This is a genomic window from Actinacidiphila alni (assembly GCF_900112845.1).
Taxonomy (GTDB): domain Bacteria; phylum Actinomycetota; class Actinomycetes; order Streptomycetales; family Streptomycetaceae; genus Actinacidiphila; species Actinacidiphila alni.
Genome location: NZ_FONG01000043.1, coordinates 1 through 17,247, shown reverse-complemented (window position 1 = coordinate 17,247; position 17,247 = coordinate 1). Strand labels below are relative to the sequence as shown.

General features: G+C 71.2%; 18 protein-coding genes and 2 pseudogenes. 11 read left to right on the top strand and 9 right to left on the bottom strand.

All coding sequences use genetic code 11. The features are described from left to right. Positions 1–254: pseudogene (locus BM076_RS35390) on the bottom strand (cellulase family glycosylhydrolase); the annotation flags it as partial. A 318-nt stretch (positions 255–572) separates the two neighbouring features. Then, complete coding sequence (locus tag BM076_RS35385; protein WP_143120736.1) at positions 573–1,889, bottom strand: helix-turn-helix domain-containing protein; 1,317 nt, start codon at positions 1,887–1,889, stop codon at positions 573–575. 185 nt (positions 1,890–2,074) lie between these two features. On the opposite strand from BM076_RS35385, the gene BM076_RS35380 reads away from it, so the two are divergent. Continuing rightward, the gene (locus BM076_RS35380; RefSeq protein WP_177246777.1) at positions 2,075–3,109 is read left to right on the top strand and encodes an NAD-dependent epimerase/dehydratase family protein; all 1,035 of its coding nucleotides are present in this window, start codon (positions 2,075–2,077) and stop codon (positions 3,107–3,109) included. A gap of 7 nt (positions 3,110–3,116) precedes the next feature. Here BM076_RS35380 and BM076_RS35375 read toward each other — a convergent pair whose 3' ends face one another. Further along, positions 3,117–4,007 carry a glycosyltransferase family 2 protein gene (locus BM076_RS35375; RefSeq protein ID WP_093717886.1) on the bottom strand — a complete coding sequence of 297 codons (891 nt, stop codon included), beginning with the start codon at positions 4,005–4,007 and terminating at the stop codon, positions 3,117–3,119. Here BM076_RS35375 and BM076_RS35370 point away from each other — a divergent pair. Both BM076_RS35370 and BM076_RS35365 read left to right on the top strand, forming a co-directional pair. Beyond that, the gene (locus BM076_RS35370; protein ID WP_093717885.1) at positions 4,006–4,740 is read left to right on the top strand and encodes an HD domain-containing protein; all 735 of its coding nucleotides are present in this window, start codon (positions 4,006–4,008) and stop codon (positions 4,738–4,740) included. The genes BM076_RS35375 and BM076_RS35370 overlap by 2 nt on opposite strands. Before the next feature lie 15 nt (positions 4,741–4,755). Then, entirely contained in the window at positions 4,756–6,159 is a 1,404-nt protein-coding gene (locus BM076_RS35365; RefSeq protein WP_177246776.1) for a hypothetical protein, read from the top strand. Positions 6,160–6,302: 143 nt separating this feature from the next. On the opposite strand, the gene BM076_RS35360 is transcribed toward BM076_RS35365, so the two are convergent. After that, positions 6,303–6,956: a TetR/AcrR family transcriptional regulator gene (locus tag BM076_RS35360; protein ID WP_245796682.1), complete on the bottom strand. Its 654-nt coding sequence runs from the start codon at positions 6,954–6,956 to the stop codon at positions 6,303–6,305. A gap of 23 nt (positions 6,957–6,979) precedes the next feature. On the opposite strand from BM076_RS35360, the gene BM076_RS35355 reads away from it, so the two are divergent. Next, positions 6,980–7,936 (top strand): NADP-dependent oxidoreductase, encoded by a 957-nt coding sequence (locus BM076_RS35355; RefSeq protein WP_093717883.1) that lies wholly within the window; start codon positions 6,980–6,982, stop codon positions 7,934–7,936. 267 nt (positions 7,937–8,203) lie between these two features. Here BM076_RS35355 and BM076_RS35350 read toward each other — a convergent pair whose 3' ends face one another. Beyond that, positions 8,204–9,127, bottom strand: a complete 924-nt coding sequence (locus BM076_RS35350; protein WP_093717882.1) for an AraC family transcriptional regulator — start codon at positions 9,125–9,127, stop codon at positions 8,204–8,206. 93 nt (positions 9,128–9,220) lie between these two features. On the opposite strand from BM076_RS35350, the gene BM076_RS35345 reads away from it, so the two are divergent. From BM076_RS35345 to BM076_RS35335, 4 genes and pseudogenes are all read left to right on the top strand, one after another. Beyond that, positions 9,221–9,892, top strand: coding sequence for an SDR family oxidoreductase (locus BM076_RS35345; protein ID WP_093717881.1), 672 nt, complete (start codon positions 9,221–9,223; stop codon positions 9,890–9,892). 219 nt (positions 9,893–10,111) lie between these two features. Beyond that, positions 10,112–10,504 (top strand): annotated as a pseudogene (locus BM076_RS38125) (SDR family NAD(P)-dependent oxidoreductase); the annotation flags it as partial. Further along, positions 10,495–10,722, top strand: coding sequence for an SDR family oxidoreductase (locus BM076_RS38120; RefSeq protein ID WP_265737130.1), 228 nt, complete (start codon positions 10,495–10,497; stop codon positions 10,720–10,722). The pseudogene BM076_RS38125 and the gene BM076_RS38120, both read left to right, overlap by 10 nt. A 58-nt stretch (positions 10,723–10,780) precedes the next feature. Continuing rightward, entirely contained in the window at positions 10,781–11,665 is an 885-nt protein-coding gene (locus BM076_RS35335; RefSeq protein ID WP_093717880.1) for an alpha/beta fold hydrolase, read from the top strand. Here the strand turns inward: BM076_RS35335 and BM076_RS35330 are convergent. Then, positions 11,617–12,609 (bottom strand): alpha/beta fold hydrolase, encoded by a 993-nt coding sequence (locus BM076_RS35330; RefSeq protein ID WP_093717879.1) that lies wholly within the window; start codon positions 12,607–12,609, stop codon positions 11,617–11,619. The genes BM076_RS35335 and BM076_RS35330 overlap by 49 nt on opposite strands. A 151-nt stretch (positions 12,610–12,760) precedes the next feature. On the opposite strand from BM076_RS35330, the gene BM076_RS35325 reads away from it, so the two are divergent. Continuing rightward, the gene (locus BM076_RS35325; RefSeq protein ID WP_093717878.1) at positions 12,761–13,342 is read left to right on the top strand and encodes a TetR/AcrR family transcriptional regulator; all 582 of its coding nucleotides are present in this window, start codon (positions 12,761–12,763) and stop codon (positions 13,340–13,342) included. Between the two features lie 40 nt (positions 13,343–13,382). Here the strand turns inward: BM076_RS35325 and BM076_RS35320 are convergent, their stop codons facing one another. After that, positions 13,383–14,315 (bottom strand): NADP-dependent oxidoreductase, encoded by a 933-nt coding sequence (locus BM076_RS35320; protein WP_093717877.1) that lies wholly within the window; start codon positions 14,313–14,315, stop codon positions 13,383–13,385. 161 nt (positions 14,316–14,476) lie between these two features. Here BM076_RS35320 and BM076_RS35315 point away from each other — a divergent pair, with 161 nt between their 5' ends. After that, on the top strand, positions 14,477–15,361 hold the full coding sequence (locus BM076_RS35315) for a helix-turn-helix transcriptional regulator (RefSeq protein WP_093717876.1): 885 nt from the start codon (positions 14,477–14,479) through the stop codon (positions 15,359–15,361). On the opposite strand, the gene BM076_RS35310 is transcribed toward BM076_RS35315, so the two are convergent. Next, the gene (locus BM076_RS35310; RefSeq protein ID WP_093717875.1) at positions 15,355–15,846 is read right to left on the bottom strand and encodes a winged helix-turn-helix transcriptional regulator; all 492 of its coding nucleotides are present in this window, start codon (positions 15,844–15,846) and stop codon (positions 15,355–15,357) included. The two genes, BM076_RS35315 and BM076_RS35310, sit on opposite strands and share 7 nt — an antisense overlap. Positions 15,847–15,930: 84 nt before the next feature. Here BM076_RS35310 and BM076_RS35305 point away from each other — a divergent pair, with 84 nt between their 5' ends. After that, positions 15,931–16,671 (top strand): nitroreductase, encoded by a 741-nt coding sequence (locus BM076_RS35305; protein WP_093717874.1) that lies wholly within the window; start codon positions 15,931–15,933, stop codon positions 16,669–16,671. 45 nt (positions 16,672–16,716) lie between these two features. On the opposite strand, the gene BM076_RS35300 is transcribed toward BM076_RS35305, so the two are convergent. After that, the gene (locus tag BM076_RS35300) at positions 16,717–16,938 is read right to left on the bottom strand and encodes a hypothetical protein (protein WP_093717873.1); all 222 of its coding nucleotides are present in this window, start codon (positions 16,936–16,938) and stop codon (positions 16,717–16,719) included. Between the last annotated feature and the right edge of the window lie 309 nt (positions 16,939–17,247).

The following is a 17,247-nucleotide window of genomic DNA, read 5'->3' as shown; positions in this document are numbered from 1 at the left end:
GACCAGATGCCGTGCGCCACGTAGTTGCTGGTCTCGAAGCCGAACCAGTTGACGCCCGCGATCCGGACGGCCTTGCCGGTGGAGTCCAGGATCTGCCGGCCGCTGGTGTGCCAGTAGCCGCTCGCGGCCTCCCCCGCGGCGGGGGCGGCGGCCGGTGCGGCCGCCGCGGTGGCGTGCGTCTGGCCGGCCAGTGAGAGCAGGGCGAGCAGGGCCGCCGCGACGGCGGCGGCGAGCAGGACCCGCAGCCGGCTCAGACGCCGCGACAGGCCCGGGGTATTCAGGGGACTCGGGGAGTCCGGGACGGTGACCACGGTGGCGATTCCTCTCGGTGGGGGGACGGAACGCTTCAGTTCGTGGTGGGGGTTCCGACGGGACCGCTTATGGGAGCGCTCCCATTCGTAACCGTATGGAAGCGACGTCAGCCGTCCGGCGTCAAGAGGAAGCGCAGCCTTCAAGAAGTGAAGCGGCGTCAATGGCAGGGCTACGCCGGTTGTCGCGTGCAGCTCAGCTGAAGCTGATTGAGAGTTCGAGGTTGGTCGGTCGGGACCGCCGTGGGCTGGGGCTGGCGTTGCTCAGGTGGGCTGGAGGGTGTGTGCGTAGTCGCGGAGGTCGTTGATGGGTTGTTCGGTGCGTTTGTCGAGGCGGGCGAGGAGGGTGTGGGCGAGGTCGATGCAGCGGGGGGCGCGGGTGTGGGTGGCTGCGTCGAGGGCGGTTTTGGCGGCGGTGGCGATGGCGGCGGCGTCGTGGTGGTGGAGGGTGGTTTCGGCCCAGTAGGTGAGGAAGATGGACTGGGTTCGGCGGCGTTGCGGGTCAAGTTCGGTGAGCCCGCCTGCGATCGCGGTACGGGCCCGGGTGGTGTCGCCGAGGTCGAGCCAGCAGCGGCCGGCGTCGGCGGTGATGTCGCTGGCCGACATCCAGGACACCACGGCGGGGGTCGTGCCGGGGCGGGCGCGGTCGAGTTCGGCTTCGGCGGACAGCAGGGCTCGTTCGACGTCGGTGCGGTCCTGGAGGACGGCGCTGGCTCGGGCGCGTCGCACGTCGAGCAGCGCGCGGGTGGCGGGGGCGGGTGTGCGGGAGCGGGCGTATTCGAGGATGGCGACGGCGTCTGCGGGGCGGGCCAACCAGGTGGCCTGGTAGGCGAGATCGGACAGGGCAACGGCGGCCAGGTCCCGGTCGCCGGCCTGGTGGGCGGCGTGGACGGCGGCTTCCCAGCGGTGTTGGGCGGGCGCGTGCTGGCCGGCGTCGAAGCGGATCCACCCGGCCTGGTGGGCGAGGTCGGCGGCCACCGTGTGCAGGCGCCGGTGTATTGCGGCGGGGTAGTTGTCCTGGTCGATGAGGTCGATGGCGGTGGCCAGATGGGCGTCGACGAGTTTCCGCAGCATCGGGCCGCCGGCTGCGGACAGGGCGCGCAGTTCGCCGGTGCGTGCTTCCAGCCAGGCCAGCAGTTCGGGATCGACGCGGTGTCCGGAAAGGGCACGGTCGAGACGCCCGGGTTCGACGGCGGCCCAGTGGGCGGCGAATCCGACGAGGGTGCCGGTGGGCAGGACGAGAAAGGACCGTCGTTCCATGGGGGTGGCCTGAATCTCTCGGAGGGCGGCGCGGCTTCCGGACGGGCTGAGCGGGTGGGGCTCGTGGTAAGCGGGCAGCCAGTAGGGCCAGCCGAGCTGGGTCACGACCGACAGGGGGACGCCGAGGAGGCCGGCCAGCAGCTGCTGGCTCTCGGCATTGGGTATCGCGCTGCGACTTTCCCACCGCCAGACGCGGTTGCGGTCGGCGCCGCTGCGCAGCCCGAGCTGGCGGGCGTGCCGGCGCAGGGCGCGGGCGAGGTCGTCCATCGACCAGTTCCTGGTGCGCCGTATGTGGGTGAGCGGGTGGTCTTCCAGCTCCACGGTTCCCCCCCGGGTTGTCGCCTGGATCCACCATGCCGCACCCGCCCGGTGATGGGGGAGGGCGCCTCGGCGCGGGACACACACCGGGCACACAGTTGCCCCCTTCAAGCACGCGGTTCGTGGTGTTGTCCTGTGCCTGTCGGCGCCGCGTGGCCGCGCGGCCGGTTCAGGAAGAAGGTTTCGTGATGACTGTTGGTGATGACAGGCTGATGGCGCTGTCGGGGCGGACCGTGGTGGTCACCGGTGCGTTCGGGCTGGTCGGCAGCCGTATCGTGCACCGGCTCCGGGAGATCGGGGCCAAGCCGCTGGCGGTGGGCCGCCGCGACGCCTACGGCGACGCGGGCACGTCGCTGTTCGGCCTGCAGCCGGCCGATCCGGATGTGATCGCGGGCGACATCCACGACTCCGCGCTGATGGACGATCTGGTCTCGCGCGGCGACTTCGTGATTCACGCCGCCGCACTGGCCGACGTCGCGGAGTGCACCCGCAACCCCCAGGCGGCCGTCCGCGCGAACATCGCCGGCACCCAGGCCGTCCTCGACGCCGCGGCCCGCCACGCCGGGACACTGGCCAGGCTGGTGTTCGTCTCCTCCGCCAGTGTTTACGGGCTCGGCGGAAGCACCGCTTCGGCGGGCCGGTTCGCCGAGGACGACGAGCTGCGCCCGGTCAGCGTGTACGCCAACTCCAAGATCTGGGGCGAGCACCAGACCGCGCTGGCTCTGGGCGGCACCGACGCCTCGTACGCGGTGGTGCGGTACTTCTCCGTCTACGGCAAGCCGCAGGTGGTCAAAGCGAACTCGCACAGCTGGGTGGTGGCGTGGTTCGGGATGCGCGCCGCGCTCGGTCTGCCGCTGGTCCTCAACGGCGGCGGGGTGCAGGTCCGCGACATGGTCCACGTCGACGACATCGCCACCGCGACAATGCTGGCCGCGGTCGAGCCGGCGGCGCACCGCGCCACCGTGAACATCGGCAGCGGGCGGGCCACGTCCATCCGGCAGATCGCGGAGATGGTGGCCGCCTACCACCCGGGCACCCGGATCGAGAGCGCGCCGCTGCCGCAGGGCGACCCGCTGGGCGCCTGCGCCGACATCACCCGCATGCGGGACGTACTGGCGTGGGAGCCGCGGACCGGCATCGAGGACGGGGTGACCGACTACCTGCGGTGGCTGGAGCGGACGCCGGAGGCGATCCCGGACTGGCTGCGCCGACAGGCAGCCTGACCCGGGGTCAGATGACGGGCGGGCGTCCAAGCCGGGTCAGCTCCCACACGGTGTGCCAGCGCATCGGGCGGCGCGGCCCGCACGGAGTGCGCCACCCCTCGGCGAACCCGGCGAACCACGCCTTGAGCCCGGCGGCCGTGCGGGTGCGGGCCATCGTGAGGGCGACCCAAGTGCTGAGGTAGACCGGCACCAGCGGCGCCGGCAGGTGGCGGCGGGCGAGGAAGACACGGTTGCGGGCGTTGACCCGGTAGAAGAACGAGTGCCGGGCGGGCGAGGTCCGCGGGTGCTGGAGCAGCAGATCCGGCTCGTACAGGACCTTCCATCCGGCGTTCACCGCCCGCCAGGCCATGTCGGTCTCCTCATGCGCAAAGAAGAACGACTCCGGCCAGTCACCGACCTCGGTCAGCATCGCCGTCGACAGCACGTGCGCCCCGCCGAGGAAACCGGTCACATACCCGCCGCGCATCGGATCACCAGCCCTCAGGCGCGGCACGTGCCGCCGCTGCGTCAACCCGGTCTCGTCCGCGATCCGGAAACCCACGATCCCCAGCCGGGGGTCGGCCTCATACAGGCCGGTGATCTTCTCAAAGACATCGTCCGCGACCAGCAGCCCGTCATCGTCCAGATCCAGCACCAGATCCATGTCCCGCAGCCGGTCCAGTGCGGCATTACGGCCGCCGGTCACCCCGAGATTCTCCGGCAGCTCGACGGTCTCCACCCACGGCGGCAGATCCGGCAGCGCGCACCCGTTGGCAACCACCACCGTCCGCGCCGCCGGGACGCTCTGCCCGGCAACCGAGGCCAGCAGATCGGCCAGCTCCTTGGGCCGCGTGCCCATCGTCAAGATCGCCACGCCCAGCTTCACGACCGCCGCACCCGAACCTTTCGAGGCACCCATGACCCGCACCGCGACACTGCGCGACCTGGCCCTGGCCCGCCGACTGCCTGACCACCAGATGATGGACAGGGAAACACTCGGCTGGATCGAAATGAACGCGCCGAGAACACCGACCCTACCGGCGTCGTGCCACCCGCAGCAGCTTCCGCTGCTGATTCCGGACACCGACTGGTTCACCGCCCCCGCGCTCGCCGACGGCGCGCACGGGGTCCGGCACAACGCCCGCGTCAGCCTGCTCGCCGCGGTGCTGGCCGCCGAACACCGGCTCGGGCCCGAGGACACTGACGCCCTGCGGGTGGCCGGGGCCGTCCACGACTGCCGCCGCGCCGACGACCGGCACGACCCCGGCCACGGCCGGCGGGCCGCCGACTGGCTCCTGCAGGCCACGGCCGCCGTCACCGAAGGTCTCGGCGTCGCGCTCCCGGAGACCGCCGTGCGCCGGGCCGCGGTCGCCATCGCCCTCCACGACGTTCCGTACGGCGACTTCACCCCCGCCCAGGCCCGCGCCTACCGGCACGCGGCGGTCGTGGTGGACCTGCTCAAAGCCGCCGACTGCCTGGACCGCTACCGGCTGCCGCTGCGGCGGTGGTGGCCCGACACCTCACACCTGCGCGCCACGGTCCGGCCCTGGTGCCACGGCCTGGCCGCTCAGCTCGTGATCCGCTCCGAGACCGCCCGCCTGGACGGCGCCACCCACGCCGCTGCCCTCCACCACGCCACCAACCCCAGGTAGGAAGAGACACGCCCGATGGACAAGAGCATCGCCGCAGAATGGGACCGCGCGCACACCGACTTCACCCGGCCGCCGAACCGGCCCGCCCCGGCCGGACTGACCGCATCCGAAACCGACTGGCGCACCCGGCTGGAAACCACCACCCCAGGCGGCTGGCTGCTGGCCGACAACGCCATGACCACCACGATGACCAGCGGCAAACCCATCCACCTGATGCACACCACCAACGCCCTGGACGCGATCCGCGCCAGCGGCCAGCTCTACGCCTCCTCCGGATGCCTGGTCGCCGCCGTGTACTGCGCGCCCCTGACCCCGGTGGCCGGGGGCTTGCGCCCGCACAACCTGGGCGCCTACCTCCGGCAGACCAAACCCCACACCCAGACCCTGATCCTCCAGATCACACCCGCCGCGCCCGCTGCGGCCCGGGGCATCGACTACCTCCGGCTCGGCCCGGTTCACCTGCGCACCTACCAGCAGCACCGCAGCTTTCTCACCGCGCAGGAGGACGACCAGCTGCGCACCGCCGCCGTGTCTCGTATCCGGGCCACCGCTTCCTTCCTGGACATGCTCCTGGCCAACGCCACCGGCCGCTTAACCGACCCGGCCGCCTTCGTCGACCGCCTCGCCGCCGCCGTCCCCGGATTCCCCTTCCTCGGATACCTGTACTTCGAGGTCCTGTCGGAATACCTGATGCTCCACTCCACCAGTACCGAGACCGCCGCCTGCGCCGAGCACGGCGAGATGAACAACCTCCTCTACAAGCGCCTGGCCTTCACCGCCGTCCCCGGCATGGCGAAGCTGTTCGACCTCGCCCTGTTCCACCCCGACAGCCAAACCCTCCGGGGTCTGATCGCCGGCATCGAACCCGGACTCGCCGACGGTGCCGCGACCTACACCCGCGACCGCCTGTCCCACCTGTTCGCCGCCGTCGCCCTCCACCCCGGACAGGACGCCACCTCTGTCACCTTCGCCCAGCCCGCTACCTTCGAGGACGTGGCCGCGTACGCCCCGGGCCTGCTAGGGCAGACGCTCTTCCGCGAGATGCGCATCCTGCCCCGCTACCCCCAGCTCTATCCGGTCTTCGAGCAGGCCAAAGCCCTCGAAGCCTGGTCTTACTGGAACACCCACCGCATCGCGACACCCTTCAACGGCGTCCTCCCCAAGGGAGAAATCGGCGTCAGCACCGCCCACCCGGGCTCCAATCTGCGGGCTTGGGCCGCCACCACCGACGATCGCGGCCTGTTGCACCTGGCCGAACCCATCGACATCGCCCCGTCGCCCCGCCTGGCCGATCTCCACCTGACCGCCATGCGCCGCGACAAGACCGGCCAGGCCGCGGGTCACTGCACGACCGGCACACCCCGGCACACGGAGGCGACAGGGGATTCACGCCTCACGTCCCGCGACCGGCACCCGTAACGCGCCGCGGGTATCGAACGCGGGTGGAGTTAGCACTGCCGTGGAGAGAGGGAAGCCCATTCCGTTGGCGTGCGGCAGAACGCCGGTTCCGGCGAATCACCACGTCGTGCCGTTCGAGCGGGATCGGTCCGAGCAACGAGTGTTCAGCTGGCTGCGCGGAGTGTGAGCCGCGGCGTCGGCGGGAGGGGCTCGGCGTGCGGGCCTGCGGCGAAGGACTGCGTGACGAAGGCGGCGAAGCGTCGGGCGGCTGCGACCTTGGCGGCCGTCGAGGACGCGGTGATGCCGTTGTTGGCCATCAGGACCATGCTGAGATCCGTCAGCGTCACGTCCCGGCGAAGCGCACCTTCCTCCTTCGCGGTCTGCATCAGCACGGACAGACCAAGCAGTGTTTCGTCGCGCTCATCGGAAAGCTCGGCCGACGGGATCGACGGCGCGCCGAAGGTACGGGCGAAATCCTGGTGGTGTGCGTGCAGGACCATGAGGTCCTGGATGACGAGGCGCAAGCCCTCCCAGGGATCCGCGGCGGCCAGTCCGTTCTCCACGATCTGATGGCACGTCGCGAACTGTTCGGCGAACGCCTCGGCGAGCAGGTCGTCCTTGGACGGGAAGTGGCGGTAGACCGTAGCGACGCTCACCCCGGCCCGCCGAGCCATCTCCCGCACGGACACCTGCGGCCCTGCGGAGGCGACGGTGCGCCGGGCGGCGGCCAGGATGCGCAGCCGGTTGTCCCGCGCGTCCGAGCGCTCCCCGGTTCTCATTTCCGCACCCACCGTTCTCACTTTACGCAGGTGCGTCACGATGGCGGCCTACGGTCGAGCACATGAGAACAGTTCAGTTTTCCCGGTACGGTCCGCCCTCTGTCATGGAAGTCGGCGAGGCGCCCGAGCCACAGGCGGGCCCGGGAACGGTACGCATCGCCGTGCGCGCCTCCGGCTTCACCCCCGCGGACGCTTACGTGCGCTCCGGGCGGCTGAAGGACATGATGGCCATTGGCTTCCCCTACCGGACCGGGTTCGACGCGGCCGGCGTCGTGGATCAAGTCGCAGAAGGCGTGACGGACACCGCGGTCGGTGACGAGGTGTTCGGCATGACCACCACGCGGGCGCGCGGCGCGAACTCCGACTCTGCGGTGCTCACTTCGTGGGCGCGAAAGCCTGCTGCCTGGTCCTGGCCCGAGGCGGGCGGTGCTGCCGGGAGCGTGGAAACCTCCACCCGCGTCCTGGACCGACTCCGGGTCGGAGCGTCCGACACGGTCCTCGTACAGGGTGCGGCGGGCGCCGTCGGCACAGTCGCCGTCCAGCTGGCCGCGGCCCGCGGAGCCCGCGTCATCGGCACCGCCAGCGAGCACAACCACGACTTCCTGCGCTCCATGGGCGCCACACCCACCACCTACGGCGAAGGCATCGTCGAACGCGTCCGTGCCCTGGCGCCGGACGGGGTGGACGCGGTCTTCGACTGCGCAGGCGGCTCCCTGCCCGATCTGATCACCATCGCGGGCGACGCCACACGGGTGGTCACCATCGCCGATTTCATGAATGCGGCCGCATACAACGTGCACCTTTCGCACGGCGCACCCGCCGACGAGGAGGGCAAGACGATCGGACCGGCCGCGGATCCGCTGGCGGTGCACGGTCTGGCCCTCGCCGCCGAACTGGCGGACCGGGGCAAGCTGCGCATCCCGATCGCCGGCGCCTTCCTGCTGGAAGACGCCTCGGCAGCCCACGAGCTGAGCGAGAGCGGGCACGCACGCGGAAAGATCGTCTTCCTCAACGAATGACGCGGCACCGGTCCCGGACGTACTCCTTCCGCGTACGCGCGCCGAAACCCACCACGGCAGGAACGGATCGACCACCGCCCTGGCAGGCTACCGATGAAATGGGCCGCCCCGTGTGACGAAACGCGAGCCGGTTCGGCGGACCCATCGGTGCTGAGCGCGTTCACGTCGGCGCCGACGCTCAGGGGCGGGTACGTGGGCGCCTTTGCGCGGGAACCCAGCGCGACGGAAGCCACGTACCGGCTGGTCAACGAATTCCGTCGGTTGCCCCTAGCGGGCTGTGCGGGAGGTGGTGCGGAACTTGCCGGGCGGAATGCCCCGTGCGCGGCGGAAGGCGCGGCTGAAGGCGTAGGCCGAGGTGTAGCCGGCGTCCTGGGCGATGCGTTCGAGGGAATCGTCGGAGTCCCGCAGGCGACGTGCGGAAAGGTCCAGGCGGCGTCGGGTGAGGTAGGCGGCCGGTGTCTCGCCCAGGGCTGCCGGGAAACGGCGGGCAAGCGTGGCCCGCGAGACGCCGGCCGCGCGGGCAAGCTCCTGTGCCGTCCAAGGGCGGCCGGGCTCCGCGTCGATCACTGCCATGACCGAAGACACGATGGGGTCGCGCAGGGCGTGCAGCGGGGACACCGCACTGTCGTCACCGCGTTCGAGCCAGTCCCGCAGGGCCTGGACCAACAGGACGTCGACGAGGCGGGCGAGGACGATCTGGCTTCCGGGCCGCGGTGCGGTCAGTTCACGGCCCACCAGGCGGATGGTCTCGGCGAGTCCGCCGCCGTCGCCCTGTCCGCGTAGCAGGACGGTGTCGGGCAGCGCAGTGAGGAAGGATCCGGAGGCCGTGGGGTCGTGCGTGTAGTGCGCGCAAAGGATGCGGGTGTGCGCCTGCCCGTGCCCCATGCGGACCGTGCCGTCGGCCGCGAGCGTGTACCCGTCGGAGCGCTGCGGCGTCGTGCGGGCCAGCGCCTCGGGGCCGCCCGCCAGGGCGTGCGCACGGCCGCCGGGGAGCAGCAGGACGTCACCGGCCCGCAGCTGCAGCGGATCTGAGCCCTCGGGGGCGATCCACACCGTGCCCGAGGTCACCGCATGGAACGCGGCACCCGGCTGCTCGGCCGACCACCACCCCCAGTCGTCCCCGGCGGCGATCCGCGCGCCCAGCACGCCGCGCACCAGCTGGGCATCAATGAGTCCACTCAAGGCATCCATACACTCAGCATCTCAGATAGATGAGCGTTTCAGGTATCAAATTGAGAATATGTGCCATTGAGGCTCGCATGGCTCGGTTCTAGCGTTGCAGTCATGGACATCAAGGGAAGCATTGCACTCGTCACCGGCTCCAACCGCGGCATCGGCCGGCACTTCGTCCAGCAGCTTCTGGACCGGGGCGCCGCGAAGGTGTACGCCGCCGCCCGCAGGCCGGAGGCCGTCGACGTGCCCGGCGCGATTCCGCTGGCGCTCGACATCACCGACCCGCACGCGGTGACCGCTGCCGCGGCCATCGCCTCCGATGTGACGCTGCTGGTCAACAACGCGGGCACCGCCACCGGCAGTGACCTGGTGACCGGCGACCTCGCCGCGATCCGGCAGGAGATCGACACCAACTTCTTCGGCCCGCTCGGCATGATCCGCACGTTCGCACCGGTCCTGGCCCGCAACGGCGGGGGAGCCATCCTGAACGTGAACTCGCGCATGTCCTGGCTCTCCTTTCCCGGCGTCAACGCCTACGCCGCCTCGAAGGCCGCCGCGTGGAGCATGACCAACGGAGTACGCCTGGAGCTGGCCGGGCAGGGCACCCAGGTCACCGGCCTCTACCTCAGTTCGACCGACACCGACATGATGGCCGCCTGGGACTTTCCCAAGAACGACCCGGCCGATGTCGTGCGGGTTGCCCTCGACGGTCTGGAAGCCGGGGCGCCTGAGGTGCTCGCCGACGACGAGACCCGCGAGACCAAGGCGTCTCTCGCCGGCTGAGCTGAGACGGCACGCCGGCGGTCGGCCGAATGCCGGCGGGCGACGGCGGCCCCGCTCAACAGCGCGTTGTTCACGAAGGGTTGTTATGTCTGTGTCTCGTCCCGTCCTGCGCACGGCGCTTGTCACCGGATCGACGAGCGGCATCGGTAGGGCGACCGCGCTCGCCGCGCCGGCCAGCATGTTGTTGTTCACGGGCGGGACGGCGAGCGCGGCCGTGCGGTCGTCGATGCGATCCGGTCCGCGGGAGGGCGGGCGGACCTGATTCTGGCCGACCTGTCGGAGGAGAAGGAGGCTGCCCGTCTCGCGCACGAGGCGGAGGAACGCACCGGCGGTCTCGACGTCCTGGTCAACAACGCGTTCCTGGCGCAGCAGTACGCCCCGAGCGCGCAGAGTTCGGGGACCGACCCCGACCGGTCGGTTGCCGTCAAGGTGAAGGCCCCGCTCGCGCTCGTCGCCTTGATCGGTCCGAGGACGGCGGAGCGGGGCCGGGGGTCGATCGTCAACGTGTCGATGGCCGCCGCGAACAAGGCGGTGCCGGGCATCGTGCTGGTCTCCGCGGCGAAGTCCGGTGTGGAGTCGCTGACGCGAGGCTGGACCGCCGAGTGCGCACCGGCGGGCGTGCGGGTGAACACGGTCAGTCCGGGCGTGGTCCTCACCCCGCGGACGAGCAACTCCGGTATCAGGCGGAGCAGTTCGCACGGGCGACACCGGCTCGTCGTCCCGCACGGCCTGAGGGGGTCGCCGACGTGATCGCGTTCCTGGCCTCACCTGCGGCATCCTTCGTCTTCGGCGCCGACCTGCCCGTCGACGGCGGCATGTCCGTCTTGTAGGAGGCGGGTTTGCGCCGTGGGCGGCAGTCCCGCTGTTCAGATCAGAGGAGTCAGCACGATGGACGGACGGCAGGCTGCGGGCGGCGTCCCGGCCGGCGCGCGGCAGTGGATCGAGGAGTCCGAGACGCTCACGACAAGCGCCGGGCACCGGATCGCGTACCGGCGGCGAGGTCAGGGTCCCGCCGTGCTGATGCTGCACGGCTTCCCGACCTGGTCCTACGACTACGCCGAGGTGGCCGCCGACCTCGAGGCCGACCACCACGTCGTCACCCTGGACTTCCTCGGGTACGGGGTCTCGGACAAGCCCGATCCGTACGACTACACCGTCACCGAGTCTGCGGACATCGTCGAGGAGCTGGTCGCGCATCTCTCGCTGGGCGGCGTCGATCTGGTCGTCCACGACTACGGCGCCATCGTCGGCCAGGAACTCCTGGACCGCCGCCGTCACGACGCCCTCGGCTTCACCGTCCGCAGCGTGACGGTCCTCAACTGCGCGATTGTCTACAGCGCTTACCGCCCCACGACGCTTCAGAAGCTGCTCGTCAAACCCGTCCTCGGGCACTTTGTCGCGTCGCGGGTGACGCCCTCGCGCGCCCGCGCCGGACTGGACGCGGTCCGGGGTACCGCGAAGCTGACCGACGCCGAGTTCGAGAGCCTGTGGCTGGGCATGTCCCGCGACAACGGGCACAAGCTCACCTATCGCCTGATCCGCTACAACACCGAGCGTGACCTGCACCACGCCCGGTGGGAGGCCGCCCTCCGCGAGTGGGACGGTCCTCTTCACCTGATGTGGGGGCTGGCCGACCCGGTCTCGGGCGCACACGTCCTGGAACGGGCCAGGCGGCTGCTGCCGCAGGCGAGGGTGACCGCGCTCGCGGACGCGGGGCACTTCCCTCAGTCGGAGTCCCCGAGGACCGTGGCCGCGGCGATCCGGGGCGGATGAACGGCCTGGTCGCGGTAGGGTGCGAGGAAGGGCCGCAGTGCTGACAGCAGTTCCTGCGGCGTCTCCTCGGGCGGGAAGTGGCCGCAGCCGGGGATGACGACGCCGGTGACGTCGTCCGCGGCCCGGTCCATCGTCGCAGCGACCGCCGCACCGAGGTTCTGCGCCCCGCCGACGGCCAGCACGGGCAGCGTCAGACGGCGCGCTGCGCGCTGCTCGTTCTGGGCGATGGTCTCGTCGAGAGACCGGTAGAAGGCGAAGCTGGCACGCAGCGCGGCGGGATCGGCAGCGAGGGTGTCGACGTAGTGCTGCACGGCGTGGTCGGGCAGCGGCCGTGCGGCCTTCGCGGTGAACTGGTGGCCGAAAAAGAGGTGCTCACGGCCCTCGACCAGCTTCTCGTTGATCCCGCCGAGGCGGTTGAAGGCGAAGTGCCACAGGCGGTCGTTGACCTCTGCGGCACTGAACAGCGGCGGCGACGGCGTCAGACCGGGGACGGCCGCCTCCGCGACTGCGAGTCGCTCGACCCGCTCGCCGTGGTCAGCAGCCAGGGCATAGCCGGTCCACATGCCGATGTCGTGTCCGACCACGGCGAACGTCCCGTGTCCGAGCGCGGTCATCAGGCCGGCCATGTCACGGGCGAGGGTGCCGGTGTCGTAGCCGGTCGCGGGCTTGTCGGACAGCCCCACACCGCGCGCGTCGACCGCGACAACCCGGAACTCGCGGGCGAGGGCGGGCATCACCAGGCGCCAGGCGTACCAGGTCTGCGGCCAGCCGGCGAGCAGCAGCAGCGGCGGGCCCTCGCCTCCGGTCACCGCGTGCAGGCGCAGGCCGTCGACATCGACGTACCGGCTGGTGAAGGTGTCGGTGAATCCGGCAGGAAGGCGCGGGACCCGGCCGACGGACCCTCGGCCCGTGGGCCGGTCCGGCGGGGCGGACGGCAGGTGCATGCGACGTTTCCTCTCCGGGCACTCGACCGGCGGGAAGCTCCTCGACCGGCCGTCTTGGATCGATCAGTACAAGATTACTGTACCGATCGATCCAACACGGGGATAGGGTGGTTGAGAAGCACCACGGGTCAGCGGCAAGGAGGCGTCGGCGGTGGCCGGACGCAAGCAGTTCGACGTCGACACGGCCGTCGAGCAGGCCATGCAGGTGTTCTGGCTGCGCGGATACGCGGACGCGTCCCTGGACGCTCTCGGCTCGGCCACCGGCCTGGGCCGCGGGTCGTTCTACGGCGCCTTCGGCAGCAAGGACGCCCTCTTCCGGAAGTGCCTCGACCGCTACTCGACCTTCTACGGCGCGCAGTACGAGCGGGCCCTGAGTGCGTACCCCGGCGAGCCCGCGCGCCTCGTCGAGGCGTTTCTCGCCGTCACCCTGCGCCGTATCGCCGACCCGGCCGTGCCCGCCGGCTGCCTGATCGCGCAGTCCCTCGCCCAGCTGCCGATGCTCCCGCCGGACAGCAGAGCCCACGTGCGCGAACTGCTCGACGCCCAACGGGAGCGCGTACGCGCGGCGTTCACCGGTCTGGATGCCGAGAGCAACGTGCTGGACGATCTGGCCACGTACGTCGTCGCGGTCAATCAGTCCCTGGCCGTGCTGAGCCGGGCCGACGTCCCGGACGTCGAACTGCGCAGCGTGGCCGCGCTCGCCGCCCGGACCGCCGGCCGCGGGGCCGGGTAACGAGGGCCGCCCGTCACGGTGCTGCGCCCCGGCTGTGGTGCTACGGCACGAGGACGAGCCGTCCGCGCAACCCGCCCCCTGCGAGGGTCTGGTGGGCCTGGGCGATCTCCTCCAGCGGGAAGGTCCTGGCCACCCGCAGGGTGATCAGACCGGTGCCGGCGAACGCCGCCAGCTTGGCCAGGCGTTCCCCGTCTGTGTGCCAGGCCAGGTTGGTCGTCCGCACCTGGCGGCGGGCCATGGGGGCGGAGTTGAGCAGCGACACGAAGGAGCCGCCGTGCCGGACCGCGTCCGCCGCGCCGGCGGCCAGGTTGGCTGCGTCGATCGCACCGTCCACGCCACCCGGCACGAACGAGAGGACCGCCGGTACGAGGTCCTCCTCACGCGGGACGAACAGCTCCGCGCCCGCCTTCCGTACCAGCTCCTCGTCCGCCGCCCCTGCTTGAGCGATGACGCGCAGACTGCGCAGGCGCGCGAGCTCCAGGGTGTAGAGGCCGACTCCGCCGGCGGCGCCGGTGACCAGTAGCCACTGGGCCGGCTCCAGGGCCAGTGCGTCCAGGGCCTGGTCTGCGGTGGTGGCGTTCAGGCCGAGCGTGGCTAGCCGCACGAGATCCGTTCCCGCTGGGGCCGGGGCGAGTTCCCAGTCCCTGAGCAGGACGTACTCCGCCTGGGTTCCCAGATCGCGGTCCAGGCGCTCCTGGGTGCCGACGACCCGGTCACCGGCGGTGAACCGGGTGACGTCCTCGCCGATTGCGGCGACGGTGCCCGCCACGTCCGCGCCCAGGCCGTACTGACCGCGCTGAGCGACGGCGCCGTACTGCACGTTCAGGCCCTCGCGTACCAGGACGTCGGCGAAATTGACCGAGGCACCGGCCACCTTGACCAGCACTTCTCCACGGCCCGCCTCGGGGGCGGGCGTCTCGACGATTTCGAGGACCTCGGGCCCGCCGAACCTCTTCACCACTGCCGCACGCATCTGCCACTGCCTTCCTGCTAGCCCGTTCCACCTGCGCTCGTGCAGCGGAATACGAGATCACCTATGACGGTGCGCGAGCGGCGGGCGGTGAGCCAGGGCCGGCTTTACCTGGTCCCAGCAGGACCAGGCTCAGCCCGCTGCGGCGTCGTAGCGTAGATGGGGTGGAGACGACGATCGGTGAGTTCCTGCGCACCCGGCGCGGGCACATCTCGCCTGAGCAGGCAGGGCTCCCGCCGAGCCATACCCGGCGGCGGGTGCCCGGGCTGCGGCGTGAGGAAGTGGCGCTTCTCGCCGGGGTCAGCCCGGACTACTACGTCCGCCTGGAACAGGGCCGCGCACCCCACGTGTCCGACCAGGTGCTCACTGCCGTCGCCGAGGCCCTGTCACTCTCCGACACCGAGGCGGAGCATCTGCGCAACCTCGCGCGCCCCGCGCGGGACACCGCTTCGCCAGGCAGGGCGGGGAAGGGATCCGGCGCGGTGCCGGACGAGCCGCTGGTGCGGCTGCTGCACACCATGACCGGCACCCCCGCCCTGCTCCTCGACACCCGTCTCGACATCGTCGCGGCCAACAGCGCGGCCGAGGCTGTCTTCGACGTGTCCGGCATGCCGGAGCCGCGCAACGCTGCCCGCCAGCTCTTCCTGCATCCCGAGGCGCGGTCGCGCTACGCGAACTGGGACGCGATCGCCGCCGAGACCGTCGCCCAGCTCCGCCTGCTGACCGGCCGCCGCCCCGACGACACCCGGCTCGCGGCGCTCGTGGGCGAGCTCGCCATACGCAGCGAACCCTTCCGGATCCTGTGGGCGACTGGAGACGTCCGGGAAAAGCGCCTGGGCGTCGCCCGCATCCTGCACCCGGCCGTCGGCACACTCAGCTTCGACTACCACGCCCTCGCCGTACCCGCCCGCCCCGACCGCACCCTGCTCACCTACCTGCCCCGGCGCGGATCCGCCGAGGCTCTGGGCATCCTGCTGAGCTGGACGGCAGACACGGCCACCGAAGCAGACCGAATTCCCGTACCCGCCCGCCGGGCCGCCGATCACTGACGCTGCTGCTCGGCCGCAGTCTCGGGTCGGCCAAGGTGCGCCTGGAGCCCAGGTCCTGGTTCGGGTGCGACATCCCGCGCGGTGACGGTCCCGCCGCAGGCGTCGCAGGTGAGCTGGACGTGGGCCTCACCGGTGCAGTCACGGTGACGGTAGTGGGCAGGCGGACCGTCCGGGGCCATGTAGGTGTCGCCCCAGTCCCTGATCGCCATGAGGATCGGATACAGGGCGTGCCCCTTGGCGGTCAGGCGGTACTCGACATGGTCGCCGTCGTGAGCCGTACGGCGCTCCAGGATGCCGTGCTCGACCAGGCGGCCGAGCCGGTCCTGCAAACGACTGCGTGAAATACCCAGCGCGCTCTGGAACGCGTTGAACCGGCGCACCCCGGCGAACGACGCCTTCAGCAGCAGCAGCGTCCACCGGTCGCCGAGGACCACGAGCGGACGGGTGATCGAACACGGCAGGTCGGCCAGGTCTTCGTAACGCACACCTGAAGCCTAACTCCGCGGTTCCAAAAAGAGACCAGCCCGCGTAGCGTGGTCTCGAAACGAGACCGCACCGTGGAGGCTTGCATGACGACGACGCACACGCCGCCGGACACCGATGCCGACGCGGCCCCGGGCGGCGAGCTGCCGCGGATCCTCGCCGAACGCTGGACCTGCCGGCAGTTCCGCCCCGACCCCGTCCCTCGGACCGTCATCGGGCAGCTCCTGCACATGGCCCAGCGCACCCCCTCCTGGTGCAACGCGCAGCCCTGGCACGTGCACCTCACCGAGGGGGCGGCCACCGAGCGTCTGCGCACCGGTCTCCTGGACCACGTGCAGAGCCACCCGGCCGAGCCCGACTTCCCGTTCCCCGCGCAGTACACCGGCGTCTACCGGGAGCGCCGGCGCGAGTGCGGCTACCAGCTCTACGCCAGCCTCGGGATCCGCAAGGAGGACCAGGAGGGCAGGCTGCGCCAACTGCTGCGCAACTTCGAGCTGTTCGACGCCCCGCACGCCGCGATCATCACCACCGAGGCCGACCTCGGCATCTACGGCGCCGTCGACTGCGGCGCGTACATCAACACCTTCCTGCTCGCCGCGCACAGTCTCGGTCTCGCCACGGCCCCCCAGGCCGCCCTCGCCTCGTACCCGGACTTCCTGCGCGAGCACTTCGGCATCCCCGACCACCGGCGGGTGGTGGCGGGCATTTCCTTCGGTTACGCCGACCTCGATGCCCCGGTGAATTCGTTCCGCACCAGCCGCGCCGTCCTTGAGGACGCCGTCACCTGGCACACCGGCAGTGTTGGCACCGAGGAAGCCGGCGGGTGATCCGGGCGATGACGACGGTCGCCTTCGCGCCGAGCGGGGCGGTGGTCAGACTCGGATCGTGCTGACCATGTCGTGGACGGCGGTGTCGAGGACGGCCACCGGCCCCCGCACCGCCGGTGGGGACAAGGTCGCGTTGGCGGCGGGGGCTCGGGCGGTAGTGTCCGTGGTGCTCAGCACATGTCCGGCCGACACCGCCCGGTGTGGGGTGGACGCCCTGTTGGCGATGGCGCTGGTGTCGAACGCGCGGCGGCGCCGCAACAGTCTCACCGGGTTCTCTGCCGCTTCGAGCCCCGCTTCCCGGCGGCTGCGTCTGGTTCCCTACGACGCCGGCACGGTACCGCCCGGGACCGGGGTCCGGGCGCCGCCGGAGGCTGCGGCTGGGAGATCGTAAAGCGCCTTGCCGACACCGGGTGCGTCACCTTGATGCCCGATGCCGGCGAACGCATCACCCTCACCCTCGCCGTCTGGATCAACTTGCCCTGCGTCGGAAGTTCGCGGCGAGGACGACTCCGAGCAGCACGAGTGCCGCGTTGACCGCCACGGCCGTCGTGACGCCGTGGTGGATCGCGGAGGCGG

Coding starts and splice junctions, on each gene's coding strand:
- BM076_RS35365 (WP_177246776.1), top strand. CDS start 4,756: ATGGACAAGAGCATCGCCGCAGAATGGGACCGCGCGCACACCGACTTC.
- BM076_RS35330 (WP_093717879.1), bottom strand. CDS start 12,609: ATGCACCTGCCGTCCGCCCCGCCGGACCGGCCCACGGGCCGAGGGTCC.
- BM076_RS35350 (WP_093717882.1), bottom strand. CDS start 9,127: ATGGATGCCTTGAGTGGACTCATTGATGCCCAGCTGGTGCGCGGCGTG.
- BM076_RS35335 (WP_093717880.1), top strand. CDS start 10,781: ATGGACGGACGGCAGGCTGCGGGCGGCGTCCCGGCCGGCGCGCGGCAG.
- BM076_RS35370 (WP_093717885.1), top strand. CDS start 4,006: ATGACCCGCACCGCGACACTGCGCGACCTGGCCCTGGCCCGCCGACTG.
- BM076_RS35375 (WP_093717886.1), bottom strand. CDS start 4,007: ATGGGTGCCTCGAAAGGTTCGGGTGCGGCGGTCGTGAAGCTGGGCGTG.
- BM076_RS35355 (WP_093717883.1), top strand. CDS start 6,980: ATGAGAACAGTTCAGTTTTCCCGGTACGGTCCGCCCTCTGTCATGGAA.
- BM076_RS35305 (WP_093717874.1), top strand. CDS start 15,931: ATGACGACGACGCACACGCCGCCGGACACCGATGCCGACGCGGCCCCG.
- BM076_RS35320 (WP_093717877.1), bottom strand. CDS start 14,315: ATGCGTGCGGCAGTGGTGAAGAGGTTCGGCGGGCCCGAGGTCCTCGAA.
- BM076_RS35345 (WP_093717881.1), top strand. CDS start 9,221: ATGGACATCAAGGGAAGCATTGCACTCGTCACCGGCTCCAACCGCGGC.
- BM076_RS35380 (WP_177246777.1), top strand. CDS start 2,075: ATGACTGTTGGTGATGACAGGCTGATGGCGCTGTCGGGGCGGACCGTG.